This window comes from Glutamicibacter sp. JC586 (assembly GCF_009805585.1).
Lineage (GTDB): Bacteria > Actinomycetota > Actinomycetes > Actinomycetales > Micrococcaceae > Glutamicibacter.
This window is the reverse complement of the sequence record NZ_VHIN01000001.1, coordinates 22,160-37,645: the sequence shown is the minus strand read 5'-3', so window position 1 is coordinate 37,645 and position 15,486 is coordinate 22,160. Positions and strand designations below refer to the sequence as shown.

Below are 15,486 nucleotides of genomic sequence, written 5' to 3'. Positions count from 1 at the left end.
ACAACCACCATTTCTCAGTGACTGCTTCGCTCCGGAGCAACTTTTCAAGCTTACCACCGTGTCAACCAAAGTCAACTCGACGTTTTCAACTTGTTCACCCCACTGTTTCTTTCAGACCTTTTCGGTCCGTTCCGATCAGCGGCGCGAGATAAAACTCTACACGGATTCCCAACAGACACAAAATCGGCCAATACCCCTCCCCAGCTGTCCCTAAACGCTGAATTCTCGCGGTTTCCACGCCTTTGGAGATGAATTCCAGCTAAAAACAACTGAAATTTGTTGTTATGAAGCGGGTCACTTTACGCAAAATGGGTTGTCACCAGCTCTAGAACTGGTGACAACCCACGGGAATTGCGGAAGGTTACTTCGCTTGTGCGTTGCGCAAGCGGGAAACTTCGTACAAAGAAATACCAACGGCCATTGAGGCGTTCAACGATTCCATAGCCGAGTTGATCGGGATGGAAACAATCGCGTCGCAGTTCTCGCGGACTAATCGCGAAAGTCCCTTACCCTCCGAACCCACGACGATGCACAGTGGGCCCGTGGCCAGCTCGAAGTTAGGCAGTTCCATATCTCCGCCGGCGTCAAGACCAATCACGAAGATTCCGGCGGCCTTGATTTCTTTCAACGCACTGGTCAAGTTGCTGCACTTGGCGACCGGCACTCGAACAGCAGCACCCGCGCTGGTCTTCCATGCCGAAGCGGTCATGCCAACGCTGCGACGTTCAGGAATGATGACACCGTTAGCGCCGAAGGCCGAAGCCGAACGAACGATCGCACCAAGGTTACGTGGATCGGTGATGCCGTCAAGAGCGAGCAGCAATGGCTGGGACTGGGTATAGCCGCGCTCGTAATCCTTGATGGTTTTGGTCGCCAGCTGAACGGCGTCCTTGTACTCGTAGGAAGGGATCTGCAAGGCAAGGCCCTGGTGGATCGCGCCGTCGGTCATGCGATCGAGCTCTTGCTTCGAGGCCTCCATCAGCGGGATACCCTGAGCGGCAGCGAGTTTCAGCGACTCACGGACACGGTCGTCAACTTCGATACGGATGGCCACATGCAGAGCCTTGGCTGGAATGCCGGCGCGCAGTGCTTCAACAACCGAGTTTCGTCCGGTGACAAATTCTGCGTTGACCTTGATGCGGTCGGTGCGCTTACCGGTGCTGCGCTTGTTAGCCGAGCGTTCTGCCAACTGCTTGTTGCGGTAGGCCTTGTGGTACGGACGGTCTTCGGCCTTGGGAGTTGGGCCGCGCCCCTCTAGGGAGCTACGTCCCTTGCCGCCACTACCCTTGGTTGGGCCCTTTTTGCTCATGGTGTCTGTCCTTAAAGTTGAGTCTTAGTTTGCCGTAGGTGCGGCTAGTTGTTCAGTGTCCAGCGGGCGCCGTCGGACGAATCTACGACGGTAATGCCAGCCGTCGCCAGTGCGTCGCGGATGGCATCCGAGCGTGACCAATCCTTGGCGGCTCGGGCCTGCGCACGTTCTGCCAGTTGTGCTTGGATCAGTTGATCCAGCGCCTGATGCTCTGCACTTGCCTGCGTAGTCTCGACGTTCGCTGCATCGTCTAAGCCAAGGACCTGAGTCATGGCCAAAACCTGTGCGAGCGCGAGCTCGGTGGCAGCGTCGTCACGGGCATCAAGCGAAGCGTTGCCCTGACGCACGGTCTCGTGCAATGCAGCCAGTGCCATCGGCACGTTCAGATCGTCATCCATCGCGGACCCAAAAGCATCTGGCACCTCGGTGGCGGTAATTGCCTGCGCCGAGGCACCCAAACGATACGTCGCGTTCGAGATGAAGGTATCAATGCGTTCCACCGCGGCGCCGGCTTCCGCCAACGAGTCTGGACGATAGTCCAGCATCGAGCGGTACTGTGCTTGGCCTAAGAAGTAACGCACTACGCGGGCATCGGCCAGGGCCAGCATTTCTTCGGGTGAAATGGTGTTGCCGATGGACTTGGACATCTTTTCACCCTCATAGGTGACCATGCCATTGTGCATCCAGAAGTTAGCAAATCCGTGGCCGGCTGCGTTGGACTGTGCCATCTCGTTTTCGTGATGCGGGAAACGAAGGTCCAGTCCCCCACCGTGAATGTCGAATTCGGCGCCGAGGTACTTGCCGGCCATAGCCGAGCACTCAAGGTGCCATCCGGGACGACCGCGGCCCCACGGGCTTGGCCAGGATGCGGAGCGCGGATCGGTGTCCTTATGCCCCTTCCACAGTGCAAAGTCACGAGGGTCTTTTTTGCCTCGCGGGTCAGCATCGGTGGCGGCCTGCATGTCATCGATGTTCTGGCGGGTCAGTGCGCCGTACTGGGCGAACGAGCGCACATCAAAGTAAACGTCCCCGGAGTCATCGGTAGCCGGGTAGGCATGTCCACGTTCGATCAACTGTGCGATCAGTTCGTGCATTTCGGTGATGTGACCGGTCGCGCGTGGTTCGTACGTTGGGGTGCGAACGCCAAGTGCTTGGTAAGCACGGGCGAATTCCTGCTCGAAACGATAGGCCAACGCGAACCATTCTTCGCGTGGTTTATAGTGAGCATCTGCCTGGAAATCCGGTGCAAATGACAGAGCGGATTTCTCCAAGATCTTGTCATCGATGTCGGTGACGTTGCGTACGGTGGTGACGGTAAATCCACGGTACTCGAGCCAGCGGCCCAAAACGTCAAAGGCGATAGCACTGCGCACATGACCAACATGTGGCATGCCCTGCACGGTGGCGCCACAGTAGTACAGCTTGGCTTCACCCGGGTTTAACGGTTGGAAGTCACGTACTGATGCTGTTTTGGTGTCATAAAATCGCAGGCTCACGTCGTTAAGGTTATCCGATGGACGCGACCTTTGTATTTCACTTGTGATGCGCTTAGCCCTACTTGGGGTAGACCAGTGCGGTAGCGTATGCGGTCACCCCGGCACCTTCACCCTCATATCCGAGCCCATCACTGGTGGTGGCAATGACACTGACCGGGGCGCCGATAGCTTCGCTGAGTACCTGACTTGCTTCTTCGCGACGGGCGGCAAAACGAGGACGGCGTCCAACAAACTGCACCGCAACGTTGCCAATCTCAAAGCCAGCTTCTCGGACCAAACGTGCAGCTTCTGCAATCAGGCTCACACCGCTGGCGCCAGCAAATTCGGGACGATCCACTCCGAAGTGGGTTCCTAGATCGCCAATTCCGGCAGCGGAGAAGAGAGCGTCGCAGGCGGCGTGGGATACCGCGTCACCATCGGAGTGGCCGGACAGCCCGACGTCGTCAGGGAAGTACAAGCCAGCCAACCACATGGGCCTTGACTTCTCGTCGCTGACGGCGTGAACGTCGATCCCATTGCCGATGCGAGGCAGTTTCATCTTTTCCCTCTCCTGCTCAGCTGCTGAAGCCGATGGCCTGACCAGTCTGCTGACTATTTCTAGATCTTCAGGATGCGTCACCTTCAGTGCTTGCTGTTCACCGGCCACCACTTGCACGGCCGAACCTGCAGCACGCACGATCGAAGCATCGTCGGTGACCTTTTCCAGTTCGGCTTTGGTGTAGTGATCTAGTTGTGCGTGGGCCGCTCGGAGCACCGAAGCGTCAAAACCCTGAGGTGTTTGCACGGCACGCAAACTGGAACGCGCCGGGGTCTGTTCTACGAATTCGGCACCCGACTCTATTGGCGCCGTAACGACCGAGATCGTATCGGTCACGGGCAGCGCCGGGATCACAGCAACGGTCTTGGGTGAGGACAGCGCATCGAGTACGCGTTGGTAGAGCTCTACCGGGGCGAAGGCGCGGGCCGCATCATGGACAAGAATATTCTCGGCCGCGTCGCTAACTTCATTCAAGCCGCGACGGACCGATTCCGCTCGGCTGGCCCCACCGGGTACCGTACGGAGCTTTCTCCCATACGGCGCGAGTACCTGTGACATACGTTCGTCGCCAGGAGGGGTCACTACAATGATTTCGTTGATCTGCTCAACTTGAAGAATCCGGTCGACAGCGTGTTCTGCCAAGGACTTGCCGTCGATCTGTACCAATGCCTTTGGCATACCGGCACCCAGTCGCGTGCCCATGCCGGCGGCGACTAAAATCAGGGCTGAAGGATGCGATTCAGTTTGCTTCACAACGCTCAGCTTATCGTGCGCGCTGGTGCTTCATTGGGGCTTTAACGGCAACAGCCGTGAAACGCGGAAACGTTTCACGGCAAGATGCACGTAGGAGTTTTGTTTAGGCCGAAGCCAAAACCTCATCCAGCAGGCCTTCGGCCTTGGTTTCATCCAGGTCCTTGGCCAGAGCCAATTCGCTGATCAATACCTGACGAGCCTTGGCCAGCATGCGCTTTTCGCCGGCGGACAGGCCACGATCATTTTCTCGGCGCCAAAGGTCACGAACGACCTCTGCAACCTTGATGACATCGCCGGAAGCTAGCTTCTCGACATTTGCCTTGTAGCGGCGCGACCAGTTGGTCGGCTCTTCAGTAAATTCAGCACGAAGGACATCGAACACATGGTCCAAGCCTTCCTGACCTACCACGTCACGCACGCCAACCAGATCAACGTTCTCAGCTGGAACTTCGATGGTCAGGTCGCCCTGAGCCACCTTGAGCTTGAGATACATTTTCTCTTCGCCCTTGATCTTGCGCATCTTGATCTCTTCGATCATTGCGGCACCGTGGTGCGGGTAGACAACAGTCTCGCCAACCTCAAAAACCATGTGGATAAACCCCTTTCCCACTACCTAGTCTAACATGTTTGCGCTCCACAAATCCTCGTTTGCGCCCTATATAACCGCGAATTCACGGGGATTCACCTCTTCCATTCGCAAGAGAAACATGGTAGGAAGAGAGTACGACGAACAAAGTTCCATACCCCTTATTCCCAACTTGGTTCTCTACTTCTTGTCGAAAAGTGTGTGTTGCACGTCGCTAAATCGCGTCTTTGTGTGAAAAACAGCTAGGCTTAGAGGTAATCGTGGTCTTTTTTGCGAGTTGCCCCTCACCCTAGGTGGAGTCGATTCGGTAGACCATGAACCGAAGCAACTCATTATTCTCACCGAGGAGTTAGTGTCGTGATCACCGCACGCATGACCGCTGGACGTCGAATTGCCGCGTCCCTCGCTGTGGCTGCCCTGGCATTCGGTGTCACCAGCTGTGGCGCCATCAACGAGCAGGCCACCAACACCGACTACGCTGCCAGCGATGGCATCAACGTAGACGTCGCCGACGCACAGGTTCGCAACCTGATGTTCGTTACCAACAGCGATGGCAGCAAGGCTCGCCTGATTGGTTCCGTGGTTAACGACACCGATTCGGCGCTGACCCTTTCCGTCAAGGCTGCTAGCGCTAGCCCAGTGACTATCTCGGTTCCTGCCGACAAGTCCGTAAAGCTGGAAGACGATGCCAACCAGAAGGTCATCGCGAACCTTGACATCAAGGCTGGCGAACATGCCAAAACCGTTTTCTCCGCCAATGGCGATAACGTGGACTTCAGCGTCCCAGTAGTTGACGGCACCTTGGCGGAGTACCGCGACTTCGTACCAGGCGGTTCCGACGCTTCGGTTACCGAGCACCTGAAGGCTACCGAGAGCCACGCAACCTCGGAGCACTAAGCACAAAGTAATGAGCCTCGGGAAGAATCGAATGATTCTTCCCGAGGCTCATTGCTTTAAGCAGTCCTTGCTAGTTTGAAAAACTACGCAACAAATTTGTAACCCAAACCGCGCACGGTGACCAGATGTTCTGGCGAAGCCGGATCTGGTTCAATCTTGGAACGCAATCGTTTCACATGCACGTCCAAGGTCTTGGTATCCCCCACGTAGTCACTGCCCCATACCCGGTCGATGAGTTGGCCGCGGGTAAGTACTCGACCGGCATTGCGCAACAGCATCTCCAGCAACTCAAATTCCTTCAGGGGCATGGAAACCTCGGCGTTATCAACCGAGACCATGTGGCGCTCCACATCCATGCGCACAGGTCCTGCGGTCACCACATTACTGATCAGTTCTTCAGCTTCACCCTGGCGACGCAACACCGCACGGATGCGTGCCAGTAGTTCGCGTGAGGAGTACGGTTTGGTGACGTAGTCGTCGGCGCCAAGTTCTAGGCCAACCACCTTGTCGATTTCGGAATCCTTCGCGGTGAGCATGATGACCGGTACCTGACTGTTCAGGCGAATCTGTCGGATTACCTCCGTACCTGGCTGCCCTGGCAGCATCAGGTCCAACAGCACCAAGTCTGCGCCGTGACGTTCAAATTCCGTCACCGCGACCAGTCCATCGTCAGCGATTCGTACTTCAAAGCCTTCACGTTCCAGCAGGAAAGACAGTGGGTCTGAGAGTGATTCCTCATCCTCTACGATCAATATGCGGGTCATCGTCGTCCTCCTTTACGGTCTGAGGTCCGAGCCTCGACCGCTTGTTCCTTCATCTTCTCGTCGGCAAGAACAAAAGAGCTCGCCGGTTCTTCATCCGCTAAGGGAAGTCTAAGGGTGAATGTTGAGCCGTGGCCGGGCTGCGACCACAGTGATACTTCGCCGCCATGGTTAGCCAGCACGTGTTTGACGATGCTCAATCCTAAGCCGGTACCGCCAGTTTGCCGTGAGCGAGCAGAGTCAACGCGGTAGAAACGCTCAAAGACGCGTTCCTGTTCCTCGGCGGAAATCCCTGGCCCTTGGTCGGTGACCGAGATTTGAGCGTAACCGTCTCGCTGTCTGATTCCCACACCTACCTTGGTATTTTCTGGCGAGTAGCGAATCGCGTTGTCGATCAAATTTCGCACCGCTGTCATCAGCAGGTCTGGGTCGCCCAATACGGTCTCTTCGAGATGGCCGCCAACGGTAATAGAAATACCTTTTTCCTCAGCGATCAAATGGCTGCGGTCCACGGCTTCAGCCACCACGGAATCGATATTCACTTCCTTGCCCTGCACAATCGCATCGCTGGCTTGAAGCCTGGAGAGCTCAATAATGTCCTGGACCAGGGCCGCAAGCCTGCGCGATTCTTTATGCATTCGTGTAGAGAAGCGAAGCACGGCAGTGGGGTCATCAGCAGCTTCAGTGATCGCTTCTGCAAGCAGAGAGATCGCTCCGACCGGGGTTTTAAGCTCATGGGAGACGTTGGCGACGAAGTCGTTTCGCATCGCTTCGGTTCGAGTAATCTCGGTCCTGTCATCGGCCAAGAGCAGGATGTACTCATCACCCAGCGGGGCCACCCGTACATGCACGATCAGCTGACCGGCACCAAGGGTTGATCGTTGCAGCTCGTACTGACTTTCAGCGATCACGCCGTCGGCGCGAACCTGACGCACCAGACTCTGGAGTTCGTTGTGCACGAGTGTATGGCCTCTGACTAGCCCATAGGCGTAGGACGCCGGATTGGCTCGCACAACGCCGTCTACATCGTCAAGGATCACGAAGGCGCGACCAATGACCGATAGGACGGCAGCTGCACCTTCAGGCAACAGCGGCTCATCAACTTGCGGCAGCCTAGCGGTTCGTCGCTGAGATATTCGGAAAGCAATAACGCCAACAATTCCCAAGGCAAGACCGAGGACTCCAGCTATCAGAGTCGAGATCACATCGTTCACCCTTTTAGCCTAACTTCACCTATGGGTACCTACTGGCCTAAATGACGCAAAAAAGGCTTATTCGGCGCGCTGTTCACCAAACGTTCACGTTTAGTGGCATATTCGTTAATCACCCGCTGACAGGGTGGAGTAAGACCCTCCACCATGCCATAAATCTGTTGTGGGGCGGTTGGCTGGCAAAGCAGTCACCGAATGGCATGGGAACGAACACTCGAAAGGAACTGCTATGCGTAAGGTTTTCCAAGCAGATCTACAACAAATTGGCGAAGAACTCATTGAGATGGCCAACCAAGTAGCAACTGCCATGGATCGGGCTTGGGACTCACTGGCCAACGCCGATGTTGATCTAGCTCAAGAAGTCATCGCCGCAGACGCGAAAATTGATTTCCTCCAGAACCAGCTCGATGAGCGCGCTATTGATACCTTGGCTCTTCAGGGACCGGTGGCCAGCGACTTGCGCATGATCGTGGGATCGCTGCGCATGAGTGCCTCGCTGGAGCGCATGGGCGACCTCGCCCGTCACCTTGCTCAGTTGGCCCGTTTGCGTTTCCCAGCGCAGGCTATCCCTGAAAAGATTGCTGGCACATTCGCGCAGATGGCCTCGATAGACATTCAGATTGCAAATCAGGTCGCTACGCTTCTTGATACTCGCGACTTGGCCATTGCGGCCAAGATCATCGAGCTGAACCATGAGGTCGACCGTCTGCACTCCAGTGTATTCACCCAGATCGCCGCCGATGATTGGGATGTTTCGGCCCCGACTACCGTCGATGTATCGCTGACCAGCCGCTACCTAGAACGCTTTGGAGACCACGGTGTTTCCGTGGCCCGCAAGGTGACCTACCTGGTGACCGGCGAGTGGGATCCTTCGGACGCTTAGCCCCGAAAGCAACTTCTGCTGCTTAAGACCCTAGAACAAAGGCAGCCCACCGATTGGTGGGCTGCCTTTGGCATGTTCGGCGCACTATTAGCGCCAGTGTAGAGCGGCTATTAGCCTTCGCACTCTACACAGAAACCTACATTGCCTTCTTCGCGTACCAGCTGTGAGCGGTGGCGAATCAGGAAGCACGAGCCACAAATGAACTCGTCGTCTTTCTGTGGAATAACGGTGACCGTCAATTCCTCATTGGACAAATCTGCACCTGGCAGATCCATTCCATCAGTGTGATCGGCTTCGTCGAGCTCGCGCACCACGGACTTTGCGTCCGGTGCGTTTGCGGACTTAACCGCATCCAGAGAAGCCTTACGTGCCTCAGCAACGTCTGGGCGGACTTCATCGTAATCAGTTGCCACGAATTGCATTCCTAACGTGAGCCATTGAGCCTATTCGAAATAGGAGATTACAGCATACTAATGCCAAAAATACAATCGTGCGCAGTTGTTTCGCTCACAGCGGTTGTTCTCGGTAAGTCTCGGCACTTAAAACCAGAACAGCGGCACCGAATTCGAAAGCCTAAGCTTTTCAGATCCGGTGCCGCCGAAAAGTGCGTTTTACTTGCGACCCTGGTTCGCGACGGCCTTGATGGCATCGGCTGCAGCAGCAGGATCCAGGTAGGTTCCACCCTTGGTGATTGGCTGGAAGTTGTCGTCCAACTCATACACCAGCGGAATGCCTGTTGGGATGTTCAGGCCGGCGATATCTTCATCGCTGATACCGTCAAGGTGCTTAACTAGGGCGCGCAGCGAGTTGCCGTGAGCAGTAACCATAACGGTCTTGCCGGCCGACAGATCCGCCTTGATGTTTTCTTCCCAGTAAGGAAGCATGCGGTCAAGTACATCCTTGAGGCACTCGGTGCGTGGAGCGGAATCGCCCAGAGACGCGTAGCGTTCATCGTTGATCTGGCTGAATTCCGAAGAATCGTCCAGTGCTGGAGGTGGGGTGTCGTAGCTACGGCGCCATTCCATGAACTGTTCTTCGCCGAATTCAGCCAAGGTCTGTGCCTTGTCTTTACCCTGCAGTGCACCGTAGTGGCGCTCATTCAGACGCCAGTCGCGGTTCACCGGGATCCATGAACGGCCGGCAGCTTCCAATGCCAAGTTAGCGGTGACAATAGCGCGGGTCAGCAACGAGGTGTGAAGTACCTCAGGCTTGTAACCGGCTTCTGCCAATAGTTCGCCACCGCGCGAAGCTTCAGCGCGGCCCTGTTCGGTCAGCGATACGTCGTACCAACCGGTGAATAGATTCTTTTCGTTCCATTCGCTCTGCCCGTGGCGAAGCAAGATCAAAGTGTGACTCATACAATCCATCCTAGCCAATGCAGGTAGCCCGATGCGCCAAAGTTAAGGAGAGTTCACTAATTGAGAAGACCCGCAGCACCGTCCATGACGGGATGCGGGTCTTGAAAATCTGTGGTTAGTCGACCGGGGCTAGTAGTTATACCAGCCGCCACCTTTACCGCTCACGGCCGGCTTCACGTCAGCAAGGTAGACACAGGCGATGCAGGCACCGATGAGCTGAAGGAAACCAATTCCACCGTTGCTCACTACGCCGAGCAGCGAAACGACCGCGCTGGCCACCGTCAACCCGATCCAGAAGCCCTTAGTTCGTTTGCCTTCTTGGGCAAAACGCGTGGCGCCTTGGCGCAGGCAGTCGATCAGCGCCCAGAGCGCGAGAACCAAAATAATCACGCTCAGGGCCAGCATCAGGTAGCGCTCGATGAGAAGAGCGACATGCATCATGGACATGCTTTTACTCTACCTTTGCATGGTGTCGAATTCTGGCACTGCCACGCATCAGAGTTGATCCAGTGCCTGCTTCAAATCGGTCCAGAGATCTTCGACCTCTTCGATACCCACCGAAAGTCGGATGAGATTCTCGGGCACGCTGGCCGGTTCGGAAGCATGCCGAGCCCTGCGCTCGGCCAAGGTTTCCACTCCGCCCAGAGACGTCGCGCCGGTGATCAGCTTAAAGGCAGCAATCACCTTGTCGGCGTCATCGGTACTGGTGCCAGCTTGGAAGGCGATGACCGATCCGAAGCTTCCCATCAGCCCAGCGGCTCGCTGGTGTCCCGGATCGTTTTCCAGCCCTGGGTATCGCACGCCTTGGACGTTGGGGTGCTCGATCAAACGCTGGGCAAGAATTTGGCTGTTGTTTTGCGAACGTTCTAGCCGTACCGACATGGTCCGTACGCCACGCAATGCCAAGAAGGTATCCATTGGCGAAGCAATAGCTCCGTGGAGCGTTCGGTACCCGTGCACGGCGCCATGCAGCTTTTCATCGCTGGTCACGATGGCGCCCATGATGACATCAGAGTGACCAGAGAGATACTTGGTCACTGAGTGAACCACCACGTCCGCTCCATGGGTCAGCGGTTGCTGCAACAGCGGGGTGGCAAAAGTATTGTCCACGATGGACAAGATTCCCCGGGCCTTGGTTTCACTGAGCAACACGGGTAGGTCTGCAACTTCAAGCATCGGATTGGTCGGTGATTCCACCCAGAGCACGTGCGCGCCCTCAAGTGCGGCAATAACCTCGTCGGTATCGGCAATGTCTACCGGGCGAACAACCAATCGACCAGCGGCTTCCAATTCCGAGGTCAATGCCAAGGAACCGTTATAGGAGTGCTTTGGCATGACCATTACTCCCCCGGCCGGCACCAGGCTTAGCGCCGCAGCGATCGCCGCCATGCCTGAAGAGAACACCAAGGCAGGTAGCGTCGCAACTTCAAGCTGCCCCAAAACCTCTTCAAACGGGTCCCAAGTGGGGTTGGAGAATCGTGCATAAACCCGTTCATCGGCGGCTGCTACACCCTGAGAGTGATAGGTGGAGGTGAACGTCACCGGGAAATTCACTGGGGCATCCACTGCGTGAGCCGGTCGGCCACCTGCAACGATGAGAGTCTTTGGATCCCACTGCGTACGGGGTGCTGACGGTGTGCTGCTTGAGTTCATAGGGAAAACTTTACGCTCGGGCTCGGGTTGGCCACGGATCGATTTCATTACATTTCGCGAATTACCGACGATCAGCGCCGAAGGCATGCAGATGAATAGCTTTACCTTGGATAGGCTAGAGGGGTGAGTAACAAATCGAGCGCGCCGGCCCGTGGACTGTTTATTGCCTTTGAAGGCGGCGACGGTGCAGGCAAATCTACCCAGGTCGCGATGGCCCAGCAATGGTTGGAAGCCCGAGGGTCCCAGGTCGTCACCACTCGTGAGCCCGGTGGAACCCAAATTAGTGAGGCGCTGCGCTCTTTGGTACTCGAACACGGCCACGGTGAGATTGACTCTCGCACCGAGGCCTTGATCTATTCCGCAGCCCGAGCGGCCCACGTACAGCAGCTTATTGCCCCCGCATTGAACGCTGGAAGTCACGTGATTTGCGACCGTTTTGTAGATTCTTCTTTGGCCTACCAAGGCATGGGCCGTGCCCTAGGTTTTGACGCGGTCGCCCAGATTAATGACTTCGCCACCGACGGCCTTAAGCCTGATGTGACGATCATTTTGGACATTTCTGCGGCCGACGGTCGAGCCCGTCGTGTCGCGGCCGGCGGCGGCGTGGAAGCCGCGGACCGTCTTGAAGCTGAACCCGACGATTTCCACGAGCGCATCCGTAACGCCTTCTTGGAGTTGGCCGCCGGTGACCCCGAGCGTTATCTCGTAGTAGACGCCACACTCAGCGTCGCAGAAATACATGCGGCGATCACCACTTACCTCGCAGGTCTGCTGTGAGCCGGCCGGTCTTTGCCGATCTCGCCGGTCAGGAGCGAGTGATTCAGACGTTGACCGCGGAAGTTGATCATGGCAATCCCACCCATGCTTGGCTGCTCACGGGCCCTCCGGGTTCAGGGCGCACCACGGCAGCTCGCGCATTTGCCGCCGCCTTGCAGTGCACTAACACTCCAGCAGGCTGTGGCGAGTGCGAAAACTGCAAACTCGTGCTTTCCTCCGGGCACCCGGACGTGTCGTTTATTTCTACGGACAAGTTCGAGTACCAGATAGCTGATGTCCGCCACCTGATTACCCGAGCGCAAGAAAGTTCAAGCACCGGGCGCTGGCGCATCATCATTATCGAAGATGCAGACCGCATGTCCGAGCGAAGCACCAATGTCTTGCTCAAGGCCATCGAAGAGCCACCGGCCAAGATGATCTGGATCCTCTGCGCTCCCTCCCCTGCCGATGTCTTGGTGACCATCCGTTCGCGGTGCCGTGCGGTGAATCTTTCGGTTCCCTCGACCAACGACGTCGCTGACCTGTTAGTGCGCCGCGACGGGCTGAATGAGCAGCAAGCACTGTTTGCCGCCAGGGTTTCGCAGTCTCACATTGGTGTTGCCCGGATGCTAGCTCGTGACGAACAGGCTCGCCTGCAACGCGAGAAAGTGGTCACGCTTCCACTGCGCACCACCACTTTGCCCCAGGCTATGGCAGCCGCCGCGGAAATCTCCAAGCTGGCTACCGAGCGTGCCGAAAACATTACGGGCACCGATTTGCAGCGCAAGACTGACCAGCTACGTCATGCCAATGGCATCGGTCCGGAAGAGACGATTCCACCGGGACTGCGCGGTCAGTTCAAAGCGCTGGAAGATGATGCCAAGCGCTTTGCTCGACGCGCCAGCTTTGATGCACTGGACCGTACGCTGACCGACCTGACGACCTTCTTCCGTGATGTGTTAAGCATTCAGCTCGGCACCGGCATTGAGCTGATCAACGAACACCTGCGTGAGAAACTTGAAAACTACGCCAAGGGACAAAACACCGAGAAGTCCCTTGCACAGCTCGACGCGATTAATCAGACGCGCAGTCGACTCGCTGCTAACGTCAATCAACTCATGGCTCTTGAAGCCTTGATGACCCGACTTTTGCCTCAACCTGGCCGACGCTAACCCCACCCTAGGAGACACATACAGTGCCTGTACGCTCACTCAAGATGCGGTTAGCAGCAGTGGGGTCCGTCCTCGCCTTAGTTGGTCTGACAAGTTGTTCCGCCGGATCCAGTGCTCCGCAAGTCGATGATTCGAGTGCCACTCAGAGCAGTAGTGAGGTGGCGCCGGAAGGTCTGAAGGATTACTACTCTCAGAAACTGGAGTGGGAAAACTGCGGGGGTACCCTCGAATGCTCCACGATTAAAGTTCCACTGGACTATGCGAATCCAACAGGTCAAAGCATCGAGCTTTCGCTGAATCGTCGCGGGGCAGAGAACGCTACCGGAAATTTGCTCATCAACCCGGGTGGCCCGGGCGGCTCAGGCCTGGATATGGTCGCTTCGTCCGTGCAACTGATGTTCAGTGATGATCTGATGTCCTCGTTCAACGTCGTTGGTTTTGATCCGCGTGGGGTGGGTAAGAGTTCACCGGTGACCTGCCAAAGCGATGCAGAAATGGATAGTGGGCGACAAGAGAACTTGCGCGCTTGGTTACCCGAAGACCAGGTGCAAATTATTAAAGAAACCGATGAGTACGCTGCTGCCTGCGCGACGAACACCGGAGATCTTCTAGGACATGTTGATACCGTCTCTGCTGCCAAAGATATGGATGTCATCCGCGCTGCATTGGGCGACAAACAGCTGGACTACCTAGGTTTTTCTTACGGCACGTTCCTCGGTGCAACCTATGCGGATCTCTTCCCTAAAAAGGTTGGAAAATTTGTGCTCGATGGAGCCATGGATCCAACAAATCAGGCATCGGAGCTGACCAAGGCTCAAGCCGTCGGCTTTGAAAAAGAGATCGATGCTTGGCTCGCTCAGTGCGTCGAATCAGCAAACTGCCCATTCACTGGAACCGTCGCTGAGGCGAAGGTTCAGCTCCAGCAGTTCTTCGCCCAGGTCGAGAACCAGCCAATGGTTTCTAGCGATGGACGCACCGTGCCGATCATCGATTTTGTTAATGGCTTCATCTTGCCGCTCTATGACAATTCGAACTGGTCCTACCTCACTCAGGCTATGGCAGACGCAGTTAACGATGGAAACGTCGATAGCATTCTTGGATTTGCTGACATGTCTGCCGACCGACAGGACGATGGAACGTACACGTCGAACTCTTCGGATGCATTTACGGCCATCAATTGCCTAGACCGCCCGATGAATGCCAACAGTGCGGCGATGGGTAAGGAAGCAACAGATCTTATGCGGGTTGCTCCGACGCTTGGCAAGTACCTGTCCTACGGTGAAATCGCTTGTGATGTATGGGACCACAAAGCCACCGGACATGCCGAAGAGCTCCATGCCAAGGGCTCCAACGAGATTTTGGTGGTCGGCACGACCGGAGATCCAGCGACCCCATATAAGTGGTCGCAGTCGCTGGCGCAACAATTGGATAACGCCACCTTGTTAACCTACAACGGTCATGGTCACACGGCCTATGGACGGTCCAACGACTGCATCACCAGCGCAGTGGACGGATACCTAATTGATGGGAAAGTTCCGGCAGCCGATACTCAATGCTGATTGGGCATGATCATGTCATCCTCGTTTTGACGTTCAGACAAATACTCGGATAAAGTGACGTGGTGCCTGTTTGCAGGTGCAGGCCTCCTTAGCTCAGGGGTAGAGCAGCTCCCTCGTAAAGAGCAGGTCGCCGGTTCAAATCCGGCAGGGGGCTCATGTGAAGAAAAACCCGGAATCATGCTGACGCTTGATTCCGGGTTTTTCGCTTCTCAGACGTGGGCCTATCGGGGATTAGTTTCCGCCGCTAACCTCATAGTCGAGCGTGATCGCGCCACCGGTAGCGTAGTTGGGAACATCCGCGGCCACTGCCTGACCCTCTGGCGAGCCCATGGCAGCACGGAAGGTTGCAACGCTCTCAAATTCGGCCTCAAAAATTGCGAAGTACGCACCTGGGTTGCCTTGCGCATCCGGAGAAATTTCTGTTGAGTACCGCCATGAATGAAGCCCGGGGAGCTTTGTCGCTAGTGGCAGATGGGTTTGTTCGTAGTAGCTGACGAATGCTTCACGATCAGTTGGTTCTGGATATAGGACAACGAGTTTGTGCATGGCCGGTT

16 protein-coding genes and 1 tRNA gene are annotated in these 15,486 nt (G+C 56.2%); 6 read left to right on the top strand and 11 right to left on the bottom strand.

The window, feature by feature from the left end:
• Positions 1 to 361: 361 nt before the first annotated feature.
• The 4 genes from rlmB to FJV47_RS00180 all read right to left on the bottom strand — a co-directional run bounded on the left by rlmB (position 362) and on the right by FJV47_RS00180 (position 4,685).
• Positions 362 to 1,309 (bottom strand): 23S rRNA (guanosine(2251)-2'-O)-methyltransferase RlmB, encoded by a 948-nt coding sequence (rlmB, locus tag FJV47_RS00195; RefSeq protein WP_159609130.1) that lies wholly within the window; start codon positions 1,307 to 1,309, stop codon positions 362 to 364.
• 44 nt (positions 1,310 to 1,353) lie between these two features.
• Positions 1,354 to 2,805, bottom strand: a complete 1,452-nt coding sequence (gene cysS / locus FJV47_RS00190) for a cysteine--tRNA ligase (protein ID WP_159609129.1) — start codon at positions 2,803 to 2,805, stop codon at positions 1,354 to 1,356.
• Between the two features lie 58 nt (positions 2,806 to 2,863).
• Positions 2,864 to 4,096, bottom strand: a complete 1,233-nt coding sequence (ispD, locus tag FJV47_RS00185; protein WP_159609128.1) for a 2-C-methyl-D-erythritol 4-phosphate cytidylyltransferase — start codon at positions 4,094 to 4,096, stop codon at positions 2,864 to 2,866.
• Between the two features lie 103 nt (positions 4,097 to 4,199).
• Positions 4,200 to 4,685, bottom strand: coding sequence for a CarD family transcriptional regulator (locus FJV47_RS00180; protein ID WP_022877089.1), 486 nt, complete (start codon positions 4,683 to 4,685; stop codon positions 4,200 to 4,202).
• A 354-nt stretch (positions 4,686 to 5,039) separates the two neighbouring features.
• On the opposite strand from FJV47_RS00180, the gene FJV47_RS00175 reads away from it, so the two are divergent.
• On the top strand, positions 5,040 to 5,579 hold the full coding sequence (locus tag FJV47_RS00175) for a DNA modification methylase (protein WP_159609127.1): 540 nt from the start codon (positions 5,040 to 5,042) through the stop codon (positions 5,577 to 5,579).
• A gap of 83 nt (positions 5,580 to 5,662) precedes the next feature.
• Here the strand turns inward: FJV47_RS00175 and FJV47_RS00170 are convergent, their stop codons facing one another.
• A complete protein-coding gene (locus FJV47_RS00170; RefSeq protein WP_159609126.1) occupies positions 5,663 to 6,343 on the bottom strand; it encodes a response regulator transcription factor in 681 nt (226 codons plus the stop codon).
• Positions 6,340 to 7,554 carry a sensor histidine kinase gene (locus FJV47_RS00165; protein WP_370514853.1) on the bottom strand — a complete coding sequence of 405 codons (1,215 nt, stop codon included), beginning with the start codon at positions 7,552 to 7,554 and terminating at the stop codon, positions 6,340 to 6,342. Before FJV47_RS00165 ends, FJV47_RS00170 begins: the two co-directional genes overlap by 4 nt.
• 226 nt (positions 7,555 to 7,780) lie before the next feature.
• On the opposite strand from FJV47_RS00165, the gene phoU reads away from it, so the two are divergent.
• Positions 7,781 to 8,434, top strand: a complete 654-nt coding sequence (gene phoU / locus FJV47_RS00160; RefSeq protein WP_159609125.1) for a phosphate signaling complex protein PhoU — start codon at positions 7,781 to 7,783, stop codon at positions 8,432 to 8,434.
• Positions 8,435 to 8,544: 110 nt separating this feature from the next.
• Here the strand turns inward: phoU and FJV47_RS00155 are convergent, their stop codons facing one another.
• From FJV47_RS00155 to FJV47_RS00140, 4 genes are all read right to left on the bottom strand, one after another.
• On the bottom strand, positions 8,545 to 8,847 hold the full coding sequence (locus tag FJV47_RS00155) for a DUF4193 domain-containing protein (protein ID WP_022877094.1): 303 nt from the start codon (positions 8,845 to 8,847) through the stop codon (positions 8,545 to 8,547).
• Positions 8,848 to 9,045: 198 nt separating this feature from the next.
• Positions 9,046 to 9,792 carry a phosphoglyceromutase gene (locus FJV47_RS00150; RefSeq protein ID WP_159609124.1) on the bottom strand — a complete coding sequence of 249 codons (747 nt, stop codon included), beginning with the start codon at positions 9,790 to 9,792 and terminating at the stop codon, positions 9,046 to 9,048.
• Between the two features lie 129 nt (positions 9,793 to 9,921).
• Positions 9,922 to 10,239: a DUF2516 family protein gene (locus tag FJV47_RS00145; protein ID WP_159609123.1), complete on the bottom strand. Its 318-nt coding sequence runs from the start codon at positions 10,237 to 10,239 to the stop codon at positions 9,922 to 9,924.
• A gap of 48 nt (positions 10,240 to 10,287) precedes the next feature.
• The gene (locus FJV47_RS00140; RefSeq protein WP_159609122.1) at positions 10,288 to 11,445 is read right to left on the bottom strand and encodes a PLP-dependent aspartate aminotransferase family protein; all 1,158 of its coding nucleotides are present in this window, start codon (positions 11,443 to 11,445) and stop codon (positions 10,288 to 10,290) included.
• Between the two features lie 123 nt (positions 11,446 to 11,568).
• Here FJV47_RS00140 and tmk point away from each other — a divergent pair, with 123 nt between their 5' ends.
• The 4 genes from tmk (at position 11,569) to FJV47_RS00120 (ending at position 15,086) form a co-directional block, all read left to right on the top strand.
• Positions 11,569 to 12,222 (top strand): dTMP kinase, encoded by a 654-nt coding sequence (tmk, locus tag FJV47_RS00135; RefSeq protein ID WP_159609121.1) that lies wholly within the window; start codon positions 11,569 to 11,571, stop codon positions 12,220 to 12,222.
• Positions 12,219 to 13,373 (top strand): DNA polymerase III subunit delta', encoded by a 1,155-nt coding sequence (locus FJV47_RS00130; protein WP_159609120.1) that lies wholly within the window; start codon positions 12,219 to 12,221, stop codon positions 13,371 to 13,373. Before tmk ends, FJV47_RS00130 begins: the two co-directional genes overlap by 4 nt.
• A 23-nt stretch (positions 13,374 to 13,396) precedes the next feature.
• Complete coding sequence (locus FJV47_RS00125; RefSeq protein WP_235026288.1) at positions 13,397 to 14,932, top strand: alpha/beta hydrolase; 1,536 nt, start codon at positions 13,397 to 13,399, stop codon at positions 14,930 to 14,932.
• 82 nt (positions 14,933 to 15,014) lie between these two features.
• Positions 15,015 to 15,086: transfer RNA gene (locus tag FJV47_RS00120), tRNA-Thr, on the top strand.
• A 77-nt stretch (positions 15,087 to 15,163) separates the two neighbouring features.
• Here the strand turns inward: FJV47_RS00120 and FJV47_RS00115 are convergent.
• A complete protein-coding gene (locus FJV47_RS00115; RefSeq protein ID WP_159609119.1) occupies positions 15,164 to 15,478 on the bottom strand; it encodes an EthD family reductase in 315 nt (104 codons plus the stop codon).
• Between the last annotated feature and the right edge of the window lie 8 nt (positions 15,479 to 15,486).

Bases quoted from the DNA above. Each gene is read 5' to 3' on its own strand.
- FJV47_RS00170 (WP_159609126.1), bottom strand. From the start codon at position 6,343: ATGACCCGCATATTGATCGTAGAGGATGAGGAATCACTCTCAGACCCA.
- FJV47_RS00140 (WP_159609122.1), bottom strand. From the start codon at position 11,445: ATGAACTCAAGCAGCACACCGTCAGCACCCCGTACGCAGTGGGATCCA.
- FJV47_RS00150 (WP_159609124.1), bottom strand. From the start codon at position 9,792: ATGAGTCACACTTTGATCTTGCTTCGCCACGGGCAGAGCGAATGGAAC.
- FJV47_RS00115 (WP_159609119.1), bottom strand. From the start codon at position 15,478: ATGCACAAACTCGTTGTCCTATATCCAGAACCAACTGATCGTGAAGCA.
- FJV47_RS00180 (WP_022877089.1), bottom strand. From the start codon at position 4,685: ATGGTTTTTGAGGTTGGCGAGACTGTTGTCTACCCGCACCACGGTGCC.
- rlmB (WP_159609130.1), bottom strand. From the start codon at position 1,309: ATGAGCAAAAAGGGCCCAACCAAGGGTAGTGGCGGCAAGGGACGTAGC.
- FJV47_RS00145 (WP_159609123.1), bottom strand. From the start codon at position 10,239: ATGTCCATGATGCATGTCGCTCTTCTCATCGAGCGCTACCTGATGCTG.
- phoU (WP_159609125.1), top strand. From the start codon at position 7,781: ATGCGTAAGGTTTTCCAAGCAGATCTACAACAAATTGGCGAAGAACTC.